Source organism: Rathayibacter sp. AY1C2, from assembly GCF_002931195.1.
Classification (GTDB): domain Bacteria; phylum Actinomycetota; class Actinomycetes; order Actinomycetales; family Microbacteriaceae; genus Rathayibacter.
The window spans coordinates 289,107-304,594 of the sequence record NZ_PSWG01000002.1 but is presented as its reverse complement, the minus strand read 5'-3'; the positions used below and the strand labels follow the sequence as shown (position 1 = coordinate 304,594).

The following is a 15,488-nucleotide window of genomic DNA, read 5'->3' as shown; positions in this document are numbered from 1 at the left end:
GGTGCGGAGGCCTCGACGACACCCCTACGACACGAAGGCGAGTACGAAGTGGCACAGTCCGACGGAACTCCCGGAAACTCCGCTCTGCGCGAGAGCGTCGCTGCTCTCCGCGACAACCCCCGCGCCACGGTCCTGGTCATCGGCGGTGGCATCAACGGCATCGGGACGTTCCGCGAGCTCGCGCTCAACGGCGTCGACGTCGCCCTCGTCGAGCGCGGCGACTACGTCTCCGGTGCCTCGAGCGCCTCGAGCCACATGATCCACGGCGGCATCCGCTACCTCGAGAACGGGGAGTTCCGACTCGTCAACGAGGGCGTGCACGAGCGCAACGGCCTGCTGAAGATCGCTCCCCATTACGTGAAGCCGCTGCAGACGACGATCCCGATCTACTCGACGTTCTCGGGCATCCTCGCGGCTCCGCTGCGCTTCCTGACCCACAAGTCGGGCAAGCCGCAGGAGCGCGGTGCGCTGCTGATCAAGGTCGGCCTCACGATGTACGACTTCTTCTCCCGCGACGGCGGCACGGTCCCGCGCCACCAGTTCCACGGGCGCAAGCGCTCGCTGAACGAGCTCCCCAAGCTCGACCCGAAGATCAAGTACACCGCCACCTACTTCGACGCCTCCGTGCACGAGCCCGAGCGCCTCGCGCTCGACGTGCTCCACGACGCGCTGATCGGCGGCAGCAAGGCCCGCGCGGCCAACTACGTCGAGGCCGTCGGCGCCGACGAGAAGGGCGTCGTCCTCCGCGACCGCGAGTCCGGCGAGGAGTTCACCTTCGCGGCGGACGTCGTCGTCAACGTCTCCGGACCGTGGACCGACTTCACCAACACGGCCCTCGGCACGACCACGACGTTCATGGGCGGCACCAAGGGCTCGCACATCGTGCTCGACAACCCCGAGCTGGTCGAGGCCTGCGAGGGCCGCGAGATGTTCTTCGAGCACAGCGACGGACGCATCGTCCTCATCTACCCGCTCAAGGGCCGCGTGATGGTCGGCACGACCGACATCGACGCCGACCCCACGAAGCCGGCGGTGTGCACGGAGGAGGAGATCGACTACTTCTTCGAGCTCGTGAACCACGTCTTCCCGGCCATCCGCGTGGACCGCTCGCAGATCGTCTTCAAGTTCTCCGGCATCCGCCCGCTGCCCCGCCACGACGACGAGGCCCCGGGCTTCGTCTCCCGCGACTACCGCATCGAGCCCTCGACGCTCCCCGGCAACGGCTCGCCCGTGCTCAGCCTGGTCGGCGGCAAGTGGACGACGTTCCGCGCCCTGTCGGAGCACCTCTCGAACGAGGTCTTCAAGCGGATCGGCGTGACCCGTCGCGTCTCCACCGTGAAGACCCCCATCGGAGGCGGCAAGGGCTTCCCGCGCACCGACGCGTCCCGCGCGCAGTGGATCAGCCAGCACCGCTCCGGGCTCTCCTCGGCCCGCACGGGCCAGCTGCTCGAGCGCTACGGCACCCGCGCGCAGGAGGTCATCGAGGCCCTGGCCGACGGACACGACGAGGCGCTCGACTTCGACAAGGACTTCACCACCGGTGAGATCCGCTACCTCGCCCAGCGCGAGAGCGTGGTGCACCTCATCGACCTGGTGATGCGCCGCACCAACCACGCCTTCACGGGCGGCCTGAGCCGCGAGCTCCTCGAGGAGCTCGCCGAGCACACGGGCGCCGTGCTGGGCTGGGACGACGCCGCCCGCGCGTCGGAGGTCGACGCGACCATCGCGCACCTCAAGGAGTACAACGGCGTCGACGTCGGGGGCACCTCGGTGCAGACCCCGACGGCCGTGCCCGCCTCCTGATCGGCGATCAGGCGCGGATCGACGGAAGCCCCGGACCGAGGACCACCTCGACCGGGGCTTCCGTCGTGACAACGCACAAACGTGCACGCGCCGTTCCTTGTCGCTAGGACAGGGCGCCGATAACTTCACACCGTCGGGCATCGAAGCCCGCCGCGGACGCCTGTGCGCGTCCGTCTTACGAAAAGGAAAAGGTCAACGTGGACAATCTCGGAGTGGTCTTCCTCGCCGAAGTCGTGGGAACGGCCATGCTCGTGCTCCTCGGCTGCGGTGTCGTCGCCAACGTCGCGCTCGTGAAGAGCAAGGGTCTCAACGGCGGAACCCTCATGGTCAACATCGGCTGGGGCTTCGCTGTCTTCGCCGGTGTGATCGTCTCGTACAACTCGGGGGCGCACCTCAACCCCGCGGTCACCCTGGGCCTCGTCGCGAGTGGAGCGACCGAGTTCGGATCCGGCGTGCCCGTCGACATCGTCTCGATCCTCGTCTACATCCTCGCCCAGATGATCGGTGCGATCCTCGGTGCCGTCTTCTGCTGGCTCGCCTACAAGCAGCACTTCGACGAGGAGCCCGACGCGGCCAACAAGCTCGGCGTCTTCTCGACCAGCCCGGCGATCCGCTCGTACGGCTGGAACTTCGTCACCGAGGTCATCGGCACCTTCGTCCTCGTCTTCGTCGTCATCGGCTTCGGCGGCGGACGTCAGGGCGACGGCGGTCTGGCCGCGCTCGGCGCGCTGCCCGTCGCCATCCTGGTGATCGCGATCGGCGCCTCCCTCGGCGGCCCGACCGGCTACGCCATCAACCCCGCCCGCGACCTCGGCCCCCGCATCGCGCACGCGCTGCTGCCGATCAAGGGCAAGGGCTCGAGCGACTGGAGCTACGCCTGGGTGCCCGTCGCCGGCCCGATCGTCGGTGGAGTGCTCGCGGGCCTCGCCTCGCTCGTGCTGCTCCCGGTCCTCTAGACCGCCGCGCTTCCTTTCACCCCCGTTACGAAGGAGTAATCATTCATGGCTGACTACGTCATCGCTATCGACCAGGGGACCACGTCGTCCCGCGCGATCATCTTCGACAAGAAGGGATCGATCGTCTCCACCGGCCAGAAGGAGCACGAGCAGATCTTCCCGCGCGCCGGCTGGGTCGAGCACGACCCGATCGAGATCTGGAACAACGTCCGCGAGGTGATCGGCCAGGCTCTCTCCCGCGCCGACCTGACCCGCCACGACATCGCCTCCGTCGGCATCACCAACCAGCGCGAGACCGCTGTCGTCTGGGACAGGACGACCGGCAAGCCGGTCTACAACGCGATCGTCTGGCAGGACACCCGCACCCAGTCGATCGTCGACCGCCTCGCGGGCGACGAGGGCGCTGACCGCTTCAAGTCGATCGTGGGCCTCCCGCTCGCGACCTACTTCTCCGGCACCAAGATCGTCTGGATCCTCGAGAACGTCGAGGGTGCTCGCGAGAAGGCCGAGGCGGGCGACCTGATCTTCGGCACGACGGACACCTGGGTCCTCTGGAACCTGACCGGCGGCATCGACGGCGGCGTCCACAAGACCGACGTCACCAACGCCTCCCGCACCCTGTTCCTCGACCTCGAGACCCTCGAGTGGCGCGACGACATCCTCGAGGCCTTCGGGGTCCCGAAGTCGATGCTCCCCGAGGTCTGCTCCTCCTCCGAGGTCTACGGCCACGTCGAGTCCTCGTCGCTGCTGCGCGAGGTCCCGATCGCCGGCATCCTCGGCGACCAGCAGGCCGCGACCTTCGGCCAGGCGGCGTTCGATCCGGGCGAGGCGAAGAACACCTACGGCACCGGCAACTTCCTGATCTTCAACACGGGCACCGAGATCGTCCACTCGAAGAACGGTCTGCTCACCACCATCGGCTACAAGCTCGGCGACGGCGAGGTGCACTACGCGCTCGAGGGCTCGATCGCGGTCTCCGGCTCGCTGATCCAGTGGCTGCGCGACAACCTGGGCCTCATCGGCTCGGCCCCCGAGGTCGAGGCGCTGGCCGCCACCGTCGAGGACAACGGAGGCGCGTACTTCGTCCCCGCCTTCTCGGGTCTGTTCGCCCCCTACTGGCGCTCCGACGCCCGCGGAGCCCTCGTCGGCCTCACCCGCTACGTCAACAAGGGCCACATCGCCCGCGCCGCGCTCGAGGCGACCGCCTTCCAGACCCGCGAGGTCCTGGACGCGGTCAACGCCGACTCCGGCGTCCCCCTGCAGGAGCTCAAGGTCGACGGCGGAATGATCGCCAACAACCTGCTCATGCAGTTCCAGGCCGACATCCTCGGCGTCCCGGTCGTCCGACCGGTCGTCGCGGAGACCACCGCGCTCGGAGCGGCCTACGCGGCCGGTCTCGCGGTCGGCTTCTGGGAGAACCTCGACGACCTGCGACAGAACTGGCAGGAGGACTCGCGCTGGACCCCGCAGATGGACCAGGACGAGGCCGCCCGCCAGTACCGCCTCTGGAAGAAGGCCGTCACCAAGACCTTCGACTGGATCGACGAGGACGTGCAGTAGTTCCTTCCGCGGCAGTCCCTGCCTGCCGCGGCGCGGTCGGCTCATCGAGGTGGTCGCGTCTCGGGGAGCGGGTCGCGTCCGGCTAGGAGACGACGCTGACACGCGTCCTCCCCGTTCGCCTTGCGCGACGAGCGGATGGCGTGAGTCCGTTCACGGTGATGCGCCCTGTCCGACCCTCCGGTCGGGTGGGGCGCTTCGTCGTTCCGACGACGGCGCAACGGGTATCGCAACGGGGTCGTTCGGGGACATCCATGCTGGTCGAGTGGTCGCCGCAGGCGGCTGATCGACACCCGGCAATTCGGACCTGCATGCTGGTCGAGCAGTCGCTGCAGGCGGCTTGTCGAGACCCGAACCGGGTGAGGACTCAGTCCGCCGACAGCCCGAGCTGCGCGTCCAGCGCGTCCAGGGAGCCGATCCGGCGCACGCCCAGCTCGACCGCCTCGGGCGGCAGCACACGGCCGTGCTCAGGACCGCCGACGCGGTCGAGCCAGACGCCGCGCAGGCCCGCAGCGGCCGCTCCGACGGCGTCGGTGCCGAGCCGGTCGCCGACGTAGAGGGCCTCCTCCGGAGAGACCCCGAACCGCTCGCACGCGATCGCGAAGATCCGCGCGTCCGGCTTGGTGACGCCGACGTCGCCGGAGGCGATCACGTGCTCGAAGCGACCGGAGAGGCCCGTACCCTCGATCTTCCCCCGCTGGAAGTCGAGCACGCCGTTGGTGATGACGCCGAGGCGGACCCCGGCGGCGTCGAGCCGGTCGAGGACGGGCAGCGCGTCGTCGTGGAGGGTCCAGGCGGCGACGTAGTGCTCGAGGTACCCGCGGAACCAGCTGCTCGCCTCCTCGGGAGACAGCGCGACTCCGGCCTCCGCGGCGAAGTCCGTGGCGCGCGCCCGGCGCTGGCCCTCGTAGTCGATCTCGCCCGCGAGGTAGCGGTGGTAGTGCTCCTCCTCGAGCAGGTGCCAGCGGCGCTGCACCTCGGCCGGCTCGCCGGCGTAGGCGGCGCCGAGCGAGGCGGCGTACGCGACGATCCCCTCCCGCACGGCGCGGGCATGGGCGAAGAGGGTGTCGTCGAGGTCGAAGAGCGCGAGCCGCAGCACGGCCGCCTCAGCGGACGCGGCGGAGGAGGCCGACGGAGTCGTAGACGGCGGCGAGCGTGCGCTCCGCGGTCTCGGACGCGCGGTCGGCGGCGAGGGAGAGGACCCGGTCGAGCTCGGCCGGGTCGGCGAGCAGCTCCGCGGTCCGCGCGCGGATCGGGTCGAAGGTGGCGGCGACCACCTCGACGAGGCCCTTCTTGAGGTCCCCGTAGCCGCGGCCCGCGTACTCCTGCTCCAGCGACTCGACGGAGCGGTCGGCGAGGACCGAGTAGATCGTCAGCAGGTTCGAGACTCCGGGCTTCGCCGCCCGGTCGAAGCGCACCTCCGACTCGGTGTCCGTCACGGCGCGCATGATCTTCTTCGCGGTCGCCTTCGGCTCGTCGAGCACGCTGAGCAGGCCCGCGTCCGACTCCGCCGACTTCGACATCTTGGCGCCCGGGTTCTGCAGGTCGAAGATCTTCGCGGTCTCGCGCACGATGTGGGGCTCCGGCACGGCGAAGGTCTCGCCGAAGCGCGAGTTGAAGCGCGCGGCGAGATCGCGGGTGAGCTCCAGGTGCTGGCGCTGGTCCTCGCCGACCGGCACCGCGTCCGTCTGGTACAGCAGGATGTCGGCCGCCATCAGGATCGGGTAGGTGAACAGGCCCACCGAGGCGGCCTCAGCGCCCTGCTTCGCCGACTTGTCCTTGAACTGCGTCATCCGGCTGGCCTCGCCGAAGCCGGTCAGGGTGTTGAGGACCCAGGCGAGCTCGGCGTGAGCGGGCACGTGGGACTGGATGAAGAGGGTCGAGCGCGCGGGGTCGATGCCCGCGGCGATGTACTGCGCGGCGGTCGCGCGGGTGCGCTCGCGGAGCTGCTGCGGGTCCTGCGGGACCGTGATCGCGTGCAGGTCGACGACGCAGAAGTAGGCGTCGAAGTCCTCCTGCATCGCGACCCACTGGGTCAGCGCGCCGATGTAGTTGCCGAGGTGCAGCGACCCGGAGGAGGGCTGCATGCCGGAGAAGATGACGGGCTTGGCGCCCGGGGTGCTGGGAGTCATGGGTGGCCTCGAGGGGTCGGTTCGCGGGGGAGAGGGTCAGAGCTCGTAGTCGACGACCACGGGGGAGTGGTCGGACCAGCGGGTGTCGTAGGAGGCGGCGCGGTCGACCTCGTAGCTGCGGGCGAGGTCGGCGAGCGCGGGCGTGGCGAGCTGGTAGTCGAGGCGCCAGCCGGTGTCGGTGTCGAAGGCCTGGCCGCGCTGCGACCACCACGTGTACGGTCCGGGCACCTCGCCCGCGAACCGGCGGCCGAGGTCGACCCAGCCCAGTCCGGCACCGGCGTTGTAGTCCGGGTCGCCCTCGGCGCCGACGAAGCGGTCGACGTAGGCGCGCTCCTCCGGGAGGAAGCCGGCCTTCTTGACGTTGCCCTTCCAGTTCTTGATGTCGAGCGTGCGGTGGCCGACGTTGAGGTCGCCCATCACCACGGCGAGCTCGCTGTGCGCCTGGATCTCGGGCAGGCGCGCCTCCATCGCGTCGAGGAAGCGGTACTTCTCGACCTGCTTGGGGGTGCCGACCTCGCCGGAGTGGACGTAGGTGGAGACGACGGTGAGCGAGCGGCCGCCGACCTCGTAGTCGGCCTCGAGCCAGCGTCCGGCCGAGTCGAAGTCGTCGGCGCCGAAGGTCACGCGGTGGATCGTGGCGCGCCTGCGCGAGGCGAGAGCGACTCCGGCGCGCCCTTTGGCGGTCGCCTCGTCGTGCAGCACATCCCACTCGTCCCCGAGGAGCCCCGTGAGGTCGTCCGTGGAGGCGCGGACCTCCTGCAGGGCCAGGACGTCGACGTCGCGCGCGGCGAGCCAGTCGCCCATCCCCTTGCGGTAGGCGGCGCGGACGCCGTTCACGTTGACGGAGGCGATGCGGAGGGTGCTGCGAGTCACCGGAGCAGTCTATTCGGAGCCGCGGAGCGGGCCGCCCGGCCGCGCTCGCACCCCGGAACGCGGAAGCCGGCGGCCGCCTCGCGCCACTCCCTCGGAGAGGGGGAGGAGCGCGGAGGCGACCGCCGGCGGGACCGCTCAGGACGGTCGGTCGGAGGGGATCAGGCGGGGACGGCCTGCGCGGTGGCGGGCTCGGGCACCTCGGCGACCACCGGGGCGCGCTTGATGCTCTTCGCGATGATCACGCAGACGGCCGTGACGACCATGCCCACCAGGATGGCGACCAGGTAGAGGATCGGCTGCCCGACGAGCCCGGTGACCCAGACGCCGCCGTGCGGGGCGCGGAGGGTGGAGCCGAAGAGCGCGACGAGCGCACCCGTGACGGCCGAGCCGACCATGGCGGACGGGATCACGCGCAGCGGGTCGACCGCGGCGAACGGGATGGCCCCCTCCGAGATGAAGGACGCGCCCAGCAGGTAGGCGGCCTTGCCGTTCTGGCGCTCGGCGTCGGTGAACAGGCGCTTGCGGAGCGTCGTGGCGAGGGCCAGACCCAGCGGCGGGGTCATGCCGGCGGCCATGACGATCGCCATCACCTTGAACTGCACGGAGTTCGGGTCGCCGTCGGCGGGGACGGAGGCGAGGCCGGTGGTCGCGAAGGCGTAGGCCACCTTGTTGACCGGACCGCCCATGTCGAACGCCATCATGAGGCCGAGGATGATCCCCAGGATGATCAGGTTGCCGCCCGAGAGGCCCGAGAGCCAGGACGACAGGCCCTCGCTCAGTGCGCGGAGCGGCGCTCCGAGCACCACGAACATCAGGAAGCCGGTGATGAAGGTGGCGATCAGGGGGATGATCACGACGGGCATCAGCGACTTGAACGCCGCGGGGAGCTTGATCCGCGAGATGTAGAGGGCCGCGTAGCCGGCGATGAAGCCGGAGGCGAGGCCGCCCAGGAAGCCCGCGCCGACGGTGACCGCGACCGCGCCGCCGAGGAAGCCCGGCGCGATGCCGGGACGATCGGCGATGCCGAAGGCGATGAAGCCCGAGAGCACCGGCACCAGGAACGCGAAGGTCGCGCTTCCGATGAGGAACATCACTCCGGCCCAGTCGGTGATGTTCGCGACGTTGAAGCCGTCGTCGATGATCTGCTGGGCCGTGAAGTCGACGATCCGGTAGCCGCCGAACAGGAACGACAGCGCGATCAGCAGACCGCCCGCCGCGACGAACGGGATCATGTAGGAGACGCCGGTCATCAGGTTCTGGCGGATGCGCGTGCCGACGCCGACCTTCTTCGGCGCGGCGGGGGCCGCGGCCGGAGTCGAGCGGGCGGGGGCGGACGCGGCGGAGCCGGAGCCGCGGAGGGCCAGAGCGCGGTCGAGGACCTCGTCCGGCTTGGACAGGGCCTCGGCGACGCCCACCTGGAGGATCGGCTTGCCGGCGAAGCGGTCCTTGCCGCGGACCTCGAGGTCGGCGGCCAGGATGACGACGTCCGCGGCGGCGATGTCGGCCGCGGTCATCTCGTCCGAGCCGGCCGCGCCCTGGGTCTCGACGTGGATCGGGTAGCCGCGCTTCTTCGCGGCCTGCTCGAGCGCCTCCGCGGCCATGTAGGTGTGGGCGATGCCCGCGATGCAGCTGGTCACGGCGACGAAGCGCGGGCCGGAGGCGGGGCTCGCGGCGGGCGCGTCCTGCACCTTCGCGACGGCGCGGTCGATGACGTCCGCCGCCTTCGCGAGCGCCTCCGACGTGCCCACCTCGAGGGTGGGCTTCCCGGCGAAGCGCTCCTTGCCGCGGACCTCGAGGTCGGCGGCGAGGATCACGACGTCGGCGTCGGCGATGGTCCGGTCCGACATGGGATCGGAGCCCGCGGCGCCCTGGGTCTCGACCTGGATCTCGTACCCCTTCTTCTTCGCGGCCTGCTCGAGGGCCTCGGCCGCCATGTAGGTGTGCGCGATGCCGGCGATGCAGCTGGTGACGGCGACGATCCTCATGAGACGACGACCTCTCGGGCGATGATGTCCGCGACCTCCTGGCCGCTGGCGGCGGCGCGGAGGGAACCGGTGAAGGACTCGTGGATCAGCTTGCGGGCGAGCTGGGCGAGGATCTTGAGGTGCGCCTGGTCGGCGCCGTCCGGAGCCGCGATCAGGAAGATCAGGTCGGCCGGGCCGTCGGGGGCCCCGAAGTCGACGCCCTGCTTCGCGATGCCGACCGCCACGCTGGGCGAGACGACGTGGGAGGAGCGGGCGTGGGGGATCCCGATGCCGCCGGGCATGCCGGTCGCCATCTGCGACTCGCGGTCGCGGACGTCGGCGAGGAAGCCGTCGAGGTCGGTGACGCGGCCGGCGTCGGCGAGCGTCTTCGCGAGCTGCGCGGTGGCCTCGTCCTTCGTGGCGGCGGTGAGGTCGACGATGACCGTCGACGCCTCGGTGAGAGCAGTCATGCGCTCAGTTCTCCAATCGGGAGGGTGGGGTCGGGGTTCTCGACGACGGAGACGTCGTCGAGGCGGAGGGAGTCGGGACCCGGGGCTTCGCTGCCCGGGAGCTGGACGGCGGCGGTACCCCACGCGACTGCTGTCGCGAGGCGCTCCGCCTCCGTGGCGTCGACGGCCGAGAGGTAGCCGGCGAGCGTGCTGTCGCCGGCGCCGACGGTGCTGAGGGGCACGACGGCGGGGGCGCCCGCCCACCACGACGCGTGCGCCGTGACGAGGAGGGCGCCGTGCTCTCCGAGACTGACGAGCGCTCGCGCGTCGGGCAGCTGCAGGAGTTCACGGGCTCCGGCGACGACGTCTCCGACCGTCGTCAGGGAGCGGCCGAGGAGCTCCTCGAGCTCCTCGAGGTTGGGCTTCACCAGGGTGGCGGTGCCGGCCGCGATGATCGCGGTCAGGGGGGCTCCCGAGGTGTCGACGGCGAGGGGGACGCCGAAGTGCAGGGCGAGGCGGCCGAGAGCGGGGTAGAAGTCCGCTCCCAGTCCCGGGGGGACGCTGCCGCAGGCGACGAGCCAGCGGGGCGAGGCCGAGACGTGCTCGCCGATCAGCTCGGAGAGGGCGTGGGCCTCCTCCTCCGTGACAGCGGGGCCGGGCTCGTTGATCTTGGTGGTGCGGCCCGTCCGGTCGTCGACCACGGTGATGTTGGTGCGGATCGGGTGGGCGATCGCCGCACTGGCCGAGCGGACTCCGGCGGCCCGGAGCATCGTGGACAGGTCGAGGCCGGTGGAGGCGTCGGCCGGGTAGACCGCGGTCGCCTCGACGCCGTTGCGGGCGAGGGCACGGGCGACGTTGACGCCCTTGCCGGCCGGGTCGCGCCGCACGTCGTGCGCGCGGTTGACCTCGCCGACGGCGAAGCCGCTCGTGGAGAGGGTGACGTCGATACTCGGGTTGGCGGTGACGGTGACGATCATGCGCGGACGACCTCCGGGCCGGCCGACTCGATGTCGTCGGCGAGCTCGTCGTCGACATCGGCGTCGGTGATGACGGTGTCGACCGCGGACAGCGGAGCGACGTGCCCGAAGTCCTGCCGGCCGAACTTCGAGTGGTCGGCGAGGACCACGACCCGGCGCGCGGAGGCGATGATCGCGGACTTGACGACGGCCTCGTCGAGATCGGGGGTGGTGAGCCCGCGCTCGAGGCTGAGGCCGTTCGTGCCGATGAAGGCGACGTCCACCGAGACCGTGGAGAGGGCCTGGGCGGCCCACGGTCCGACGGCAGCCTGCGTGACTCCGCGCAGGTGCCCGCCGATGAGGTGGAGGTCGATGTTGGGCCGGCCGACGAGCGCCATCGCGACGGGGAGGGAGTGGGTGACGACCGTCAGCCGGCGGTCCAGGGGGAGCAGCTCCGCCAGCCGCACCGTGGTGGTGCCGGCGTCGATGGCGATCGAGCCGCCGTCGGGCACCTCGGCGAGGGCCGCGGTGGCGATGCGGTCCTTCTCGCCGGCGAGGTGTCCCTCGCGGGCGGCGACCTCGGGCTCGATGCCCAGGCGTTCGACCGGGATGGCGCCGCCGTGCGCACGGCGCAGCAGGCCCCGCTTCTCGAGGCTGGTGAGGTCGCGGCGGATCGTCTCCGGCGTCACGGCGAGGGAGAGGGCGAGGTCGCGGACCTCGACGCGCCCGTCGGTGCGGGCGCGGTCCAGGATCGCCTGGTGCCGCTCCGGTGCGTACATGTGGACTCCGTCGTCTCGCCGTGGGTGGTGCGCCGGATCCACGGTGTCGTTGCCGACCTCGGATCTGCGTTTACCTCTTTTTAGACCCGTTCGGGAGGGAAGTCAACAGAAACGGACGGACTCGGCAGGCGGAATCGGACCCGGCGACGCAGGGCTGGACGGAAGGAGGGCCGCCAGGTCAGGCGGCGAGCTGCTCGAGCTCCTCCTCGAGCTGCGCGAGCTGGCGCTCCAGGCGCCGTCGTTTGAGGAGGGACGCCTCCGGCAGCGCGGCGCGAAGCCGCTCGCGCTCGGCCTCGGCGAGGGTGCGGCGGGCGGTGCGCAGCTGCTCCTCCCGCTCCTTCTCGCGCTCCTCCGGCGTGAGCTTGCGCGCCGAGATCCCGGCGTCGCTCATCCCGACGGAGATCCACGACGCGGCGATCAGGATCACCTGGCAGACGAGGTTGAACCAGATCAGCAGACCGATGAGGACCGCGAACGAGGCGAGCAGCGGATTGCGGGAGGCGCCGCCCAGCAGCTGCGTCCCGAGGACCTTGAGCGCGCCGAGAGCGATCCCGCCGAGCAGCGAGCCCGCCCAGAGGTTCTTCCAGGGGATCGAGATGCCCGAGAGGATGCGGAAGGAGCCGGCGAGCGTGCCCGTGTCCAGGGCGAGCATGATCAGCAGGCCGACCGCGCTGCCGGCGAGACGGGCCGGCATCGACTCGCTGCCGATCCCGAGGAAGCCGAACGCCACGTCCACCAGCGAGGTCGAGAACACGGAGAGACCCGCCGAGACCAGCAGCACCGCCCCGAAGACCAGGGCGAGCCCCGCGTCCTTGAGCTTGAGCAGGACGAAGAGGGTCGTGGGTCCGGGGAGCGAGAAGAGCAGCCGGACCGCCTGGCGCAGGCTCCCCAGGAAGTTCAGCGCCGTCCAGAGCAGGCCGGCGGCCGCGATCGCACCCGTCCAGCCGAGGATCGACGAGTCGAGCAGGTCGTCGACCGACACGAGGGCGTTCTTCCCGCCGATCAGGCCGGGGACGGAGCGGGTCACCAGGTCGAGGAGGGAGTCGCGCAGCACCGAGTCGTCGCGCACCCAGAAGCCGAAGACGGCGAAGAAGACGAAGAGCGCCGCGAAGACCGCGAACAGGGCCTGGAAGGCGAGTCCGGAGGCGAAGAGGGGCCCGCCGGTCTCGGAGTAGTGGAGCATCACCCGCACCGGCCGCGTCCGCATGACCCGCTCGAACAGGCCCGGGATCCCGCGGGGAGTGTCGGCCGCCTCGGTCATTCCTCCAGCGTACTGAGGCCTCGCGGCGCTCCCGTGCACGCGCCCGCCGTCACGCTGGAACGCGTCCGGCCCGCCGGATCCGAGGATCCCGGCGGGCCGGACGCGTTAGCGAGGAGGATCAGGCGCGGCCGCGGATGACGGCCTGCTTCACCTCGGCGATCGCCTGCGTGATCTGGATGCCGCGCGGGCACGCCTCCGTGCAGTTGAAGGTCGTGCGGCAGCGCCACACGCCCTCCTTGTCGTTGAGGATGTCCAGGCGCGCTCCACCGGCGTCGTCGCGCGAGTCGAAGATGAAGCGGTGGGCGTTCACGATCGCCGCGGGGCCGAAGTACTGCCCGTCGGTCCAGAACACGGGGCAGGACGACGTGCACGCGGCGCAGAGGATGCACTTCGTGGTGTCGTCGAAGCGGGCGCGGTCGGCGACCGACTGCACGCGCTCCTTGCCCTTGGGCGCCGGGGTGTTGGCGACCAGGAACGGCTGCACCTCGCGGTAGGAGGCGAAGAACGGCTCCATGTCGACGACGAGGTCCTTCTCGAGGGGCAGTCCCTTGATCGCCTCGATGTAGATCGGCTGCGAGATGTCGAGATCCTTGATCAGCGTCTTGCAGGCCAGGCGGTTGCGGCCGTTGATCCGCATCGCGTCGGATCCGCAGATGCCGTGCGCGCACGAGCGGCGGAAGGTCAGCGATCCGTCCTGGTCCCACTTGATGCGGTGCAGGGCGTCGAGGACGCGGTCGGTCGAGTACATCTCGACGTCGAAGTCCTGCCAGCGCGGCTCGGCGTCCACCTCGGGGTCGAAGCGGCGGATGATGAACGTGACGGTGAACGCCTCCGGGGCCGCGGGGGCGGCGGGCGGCTGCTCGAGGGTAGCGGTCGACATGGCTAGTACTTCCTCTCCATCGGCTGGTACCGGGTGATCACGACGGGCTTCCAGTCGAGCCGGATGTGGTCACCGGCGTCGGAGGAGTGGGCGTCACCGGAGAGGTACGCCATCGTGTGCTGCATGTAGTTCTCGTCGTCGCGCTTCGGGAAGTCGTCGCGCATGTGGCCGCCGCGGCTCTCCTTGCGGTTGCGCGCCGAGTAGACGACGACCTCGGCGAGGTCGAGCAGGAAGCCCAGCTCGACGGCCTCGAGGAGGTCGGTGTTGAAGCGCTTGCCCTTGTCCTGCACCGAGATGTTGCGGAACCGGTCGCGCAGGCGCTGGATGGTCCCGGTGACGGCCTCGAGGGACTCGTCGGTGCGGAACACCTGGGCGTTCTTGTCCATCTCGTCCTGCAGCTCCTTGCGGATCGAGGCGATCCGCTCGGTGCCGGTCGCGGAGCGGAGCGAGGCGAGCATGTCGCGGATCGCGCCGGCCGGGTCGGCGGGCAGGGGGGTGAAGTCGACCGTCTTGGCGTAGTCGGCGGCGTTGTTGCCGCTGCGCTTGCCGAAGACGTTGATGTCGAGGAGGGAGTTGGTGCCGAGGCGGTTGGAGCCGTGCACCGAGACGCACGCGCACTCGCCGGCGGCGTAGAGGCCGGGGACGACGGTCGTGTTGTCCGAGAGCACCTCGGCCTTGACGTTGGTCGGGATGCCGCCCATCGCGTAGTGCGCGGTCGGCATGACGGGGACCGGCTCGACGACGGGGTCGACGCCCAGGTAGGTGCGGGCGAACTCGGTGATGTCGGGGAGCTTGGTCTCGAGGACCTCGGCGCCCAGGTGGGTGCAGTCCAGCAGCACGTAGTCCTTGTGCGGTCCGGCGCCGCGGCCCTCCGCCACCTCCTGGACCATGCAGCGGGCGACGATGTCGCGCGGCGCGAGGTCCTTGATGGTGGGGGCGTAGCGCTCCATGAAGCGCTCGCCCGAGGCGTTGCGGAGGATCGCACCCTCTCCTCGCGCTCCCTCGGTGAGGAGGATGCCGAGGCCGGCGAGGCCGGTCGGGTGGAACTGGAAGAACTCCATGTCCTCCAGGGGGAGGCCCTTGCGCCAGATGATGCCGACGCCGTCGCCGGTGAGGGTGTGCGCGTTGGAGGTGGTCTTGTAGATCTTGCCGAAGCCGCCGGTCGCGAAGATGATCGCCTTCGCCTGGAAGACGTGCAGCTCGCCCGTGGCCAGCTCGTAGGCGACGACGCCGGAGGGCTTGGCCACTCCGTCGACCTCGGTCATCACCAGGTCGAGGACGTAGAACTCGTTGTAGAAGTTGATGCCGAGCCGGACGCAGTTCTGGAACAGCGTCTGCAGGATCATGTGGCCGGTGCGGTCGGCCGCGTAGCAGGCGCGGCGGACGGGCGCCTTGCCGTGGTCGCGGGTGTGGCCGCCGAAGCGGCGCTGGTCGATCTTGCCCTCCTCGGTGCGGTTGAAGGGCAGGCCCATGTTCTCCAGGTCGATGACCGCGTCGATGGCCTCCTTCGCGAGGATCTCGGCCGCGTCCTGGTCGACGAGGTAGTCGCCGCCTTTGACGGTGTCGAAGGTGTGCCACTCCCAGCTGTCCTCCTCGACGTTCGCGAGGGCGGCGGCCATGCCGCCCTGCGCCGCTCCGGTGTGGGAGCGGGTCGGGTACAGCTTCGAGATCACGGCCGTCTTCGCCTTGGGGCCGGCCTCGATGGCCGCGCGCATCCCGGCACCGCCGGCGCCGACGATGACGACGTCGAACTGGTGGTAGTGGACGCCGTCGGGTCCGACGGTCTGCGCGAAGGCGCTCTGGTCGGCGCCGGTGTGGGAGTGGCCTGGTGTGCTCACGGGGTGGGTGCTCCGTCGTACGGGGATGGGAGGGGGAGGT

The 15,488-nt window shown here is 70.6% G+C and carries 13 protein-coding genes; 3 read left to right on the top strand and 10 right to left on the bottom strand.

From position 1 onward, the window contains the following. Nucleotides 1–48: 48 nt before the first annotated feature. The 3 genes from C5C55_RS02970 to glpK all read left to right on the top strand — a co-directional run bounded on the left by C5C55_RS02970 (nt 49) and on the right by glpK (nt 4,319). Nucleotides 49–1,803, top strand: a complete 1,755-nt coding sequence (locus tag C5C55_RS02970; protein WP_258065223.1) for a glycerol-3-phosphate dehydrogenase/oxidase — start codon at nt 49–51, stop codon at nt 1,801–1,803. A 245-nt stretch (nt 1,804–2,048) separates the two neighbouring features. After that, nucleotides 2,049–2,759, top strand: a complete 711-nt coding sequence (locus tag C5C55_RS02965; protein ID WP_374954228.1) for an MIP/aquaporin family protein — start codon at nt 2,049–2,051, stop codon at nt 2,757–2,759. Nucleotides 2,760–2,804: 45 nt separating this feature from the next. Continuing rightward, a complete protein-coding gene (gene glpK, locus C5C55_RS02960; RefSeq protein WP_104226427.1) occupies nt 2,805–4,319 on the top strand; it encodes a glycerol kinase GlpK in 1,515 nt (504 codons plus the stop codon). 364 nt (nt 4,320–4,683) lie between these two features. Here glpK and C5C55_RS02955 read toward each other — a convergent pair whose 3' ends face one another. From C5C55_RS02955 to sdhA, 10 genes are all read right to left on the bottom strand, one after another. Then, nucleotides 4,684–5,415, bottom strand: coding sequence for an HAD family hydrolase (locus C5C55_RS02955; RefSeq protein WP_104232841.1), 732 nt, complete (start codon nt 5,413–5,415; stop codon nt 4,684–4,686). Nucleotides 5,416–5,422: 7 nt separating this feature from the next. Further along, nucleotides 5,423–6,448 (bottom strand): tryptophan--tRNA ligase, encoded by a 1,026-nt coding sequence (gene trpS, locus C5C55_RS02950; protein ID WP_104232840.1) that lies wholly within the window; start codon nt 6,446–6,448, stop codon nt 5,423–5,425. Between the two features lie 36 nt (nt 6,449–6,484). Further along, nucleotides 6,485–7,321: an exodeoxyribonuclease III gene (locus C5C55_RS02945; RefSeq protein ID WP_104223192.1), complete on the bottom strand. Its 837-nt coding sequence runs from the start codon at nt 7,319–7,321 to the stop codon at nt 6,485–6,487. 158 nt (nt 7,322–7,479) lie between these two features. After that, on the bottom strand, nt 7,480–9,306 hold the full coding sequence (locus C5C55_RS02940; protein ID WP_104232839.1) for a PTS fructose-like transporter subunit IIB: 1,827 nt from the start codon (nt 9,304–9,306) through the stop codon (nt 7,480–7,482). Further along, nucleotides 9,303–9,755 (bottom strand): PTS sugar transporter subunit IIA, encoded by a 453-nt coding sequence (locus C5C55_RS02935; protein WP_097166616.1) that lies wholly within the window; start codon nt 9,753–9,755, stop codon nt 9,303–9,305. Before C5C55_RS02935 ends, C5C55_RS02940 begins: the two co-directional genes overlap by 4 nt. Next, on the bottom strand, nt 9,752–10,711 hold the full coding sequence (locus tag C5C55_RS02930; RefSeq protein ID WP_104223191.1) for a 1-phosphofructokinase family hexose kinase: 960 nt from the start codon (nt 10,709–10,711) through the stop codon (nt 9,752–9,754). The genes C5C55_RS02935 and C5C55_RS02930 overlap by 4 nt, the downstream gene beginning before the upstream one ends. After that, a complete protein-coding gene (locus C5C55_RS02925; protein WP_104226423.1) occupies nt 10,708–11,469 on the bottom strand; it encodes a DeoR/GlpR family DNA-binding transcription regulator in 762 nt (253 codons plus the stop codon). Before C5C55_RS02925 ends, C5C55_RS02930 begins: the two co-directional genes overlap by 4 nt. Before the next feature lie 178 nt (nt 11,470–11,647). Beyond that, a complete protein-coding gene (locus C5C55_RS02920) occupies nt 11,648–12,730 on the bottom strand; it encodes a YhjD/YihY/BrkB family envelope integrity protein (RefSeq protein WP_104223189.1) in 1,083 nt (360 codons plus the stop codon). A 118-nt stretch (nt 12,731–12,848) separates the two neighbouring features. Beyond that, entirely contained in the window at nt 12,849–13,610 is a 762-nt protein-coding gene (locus C5C55_RS02915; RefSeq protein ID WP_068254543.1) for a succinate dehydrogenase iron-sulfur subunit, read from the bottom strand. 2 nt (nt 13,611–13,612) lie between these two features. Beyond that, complete coding sequence (gene sdhA / locus C5C55_RS02910) at nt 13,613–15,349, bottom strand: succinate dehydrogenase flavoprotein subunit (RefSeq protein WP_104232891.1); 1,737 nt, start codon at nt 15,347–15,349, stop codon at nt 13,613–13,615. Nucleotides 15,350–15,488: the final 139 nt, after the last annotated feature.

What these genes read in the sequence shown, in the direction of transcription:
- C5C55_RS02930 (WP_104223191.1), bottom strand. Translation starts at nt 10,711, where the DNA reads ATGATCGTCACCGTCACCGCCAACCCGAGTATCGACGTCACCCTCTCC.
- C5C55_RS02935 (WP_097166616.1), bottom strand. Translation starts at nt 9,755, where the DNA reads ATGACTGCTCTCACCGAGGCGTCGACGGTCATCGTCGACCTCACCGCC.
- trpS (WP_104232840.1), bottom strand. Translation starts at nt 6,448, where the DNA reads ATGACTCCCAGCACCCCGGGCGCCAAGCCCGTCATCTTCTCCGGCATG.
- C5C55_RS02915 (WP_068254543.1), bottom strand. Translation starts at nt 13,610, where the DNA reads ATGTCGACCGCTACCCTCGAGCAGCCGCCCGCCGCCCCCGCGGCCCCG.
- C5C55_RS02920 (WP_104223189.1), bottom strand. Translation starts at nt 12,730, where the DNA reads ATGACCGAGGCGGCCGACACTCCCCGCGGGATCCCGGGCCTGTTCGAG.
- glpK (WP_104226427.1), top strand. Translation starts at nt 2,805, where the DNA reads ATGGCTGACTACGTCATCGCTATCGACCAGGGGACCACGTCGTCCCGC.
- C5C55_RS02940 (WP_104232839.1), bottom strand. Translation starts at nt 9,306, where the DNA reads ATGAGGATCGTCGCCGTCACCAGCTGCATCGCCGGCATCGCGCACACC.
- C5C55_RS02965 (WP_374954228.1), top strand. Translation starts at nt 2,049, where the DNA reads ATGCTCGTGCTCCTCGGCTGCGGTGTCGTCGCCAACGTCGCGCTCGTG.
- C5C55_RS02925 (WP_104226423.1), bottom strand. Translation starts at nt 11,469, where the DNA reads ATGTACGCACCGGAGCGGCACCAGGCGATCCTGGACCGCGCCCGCACC.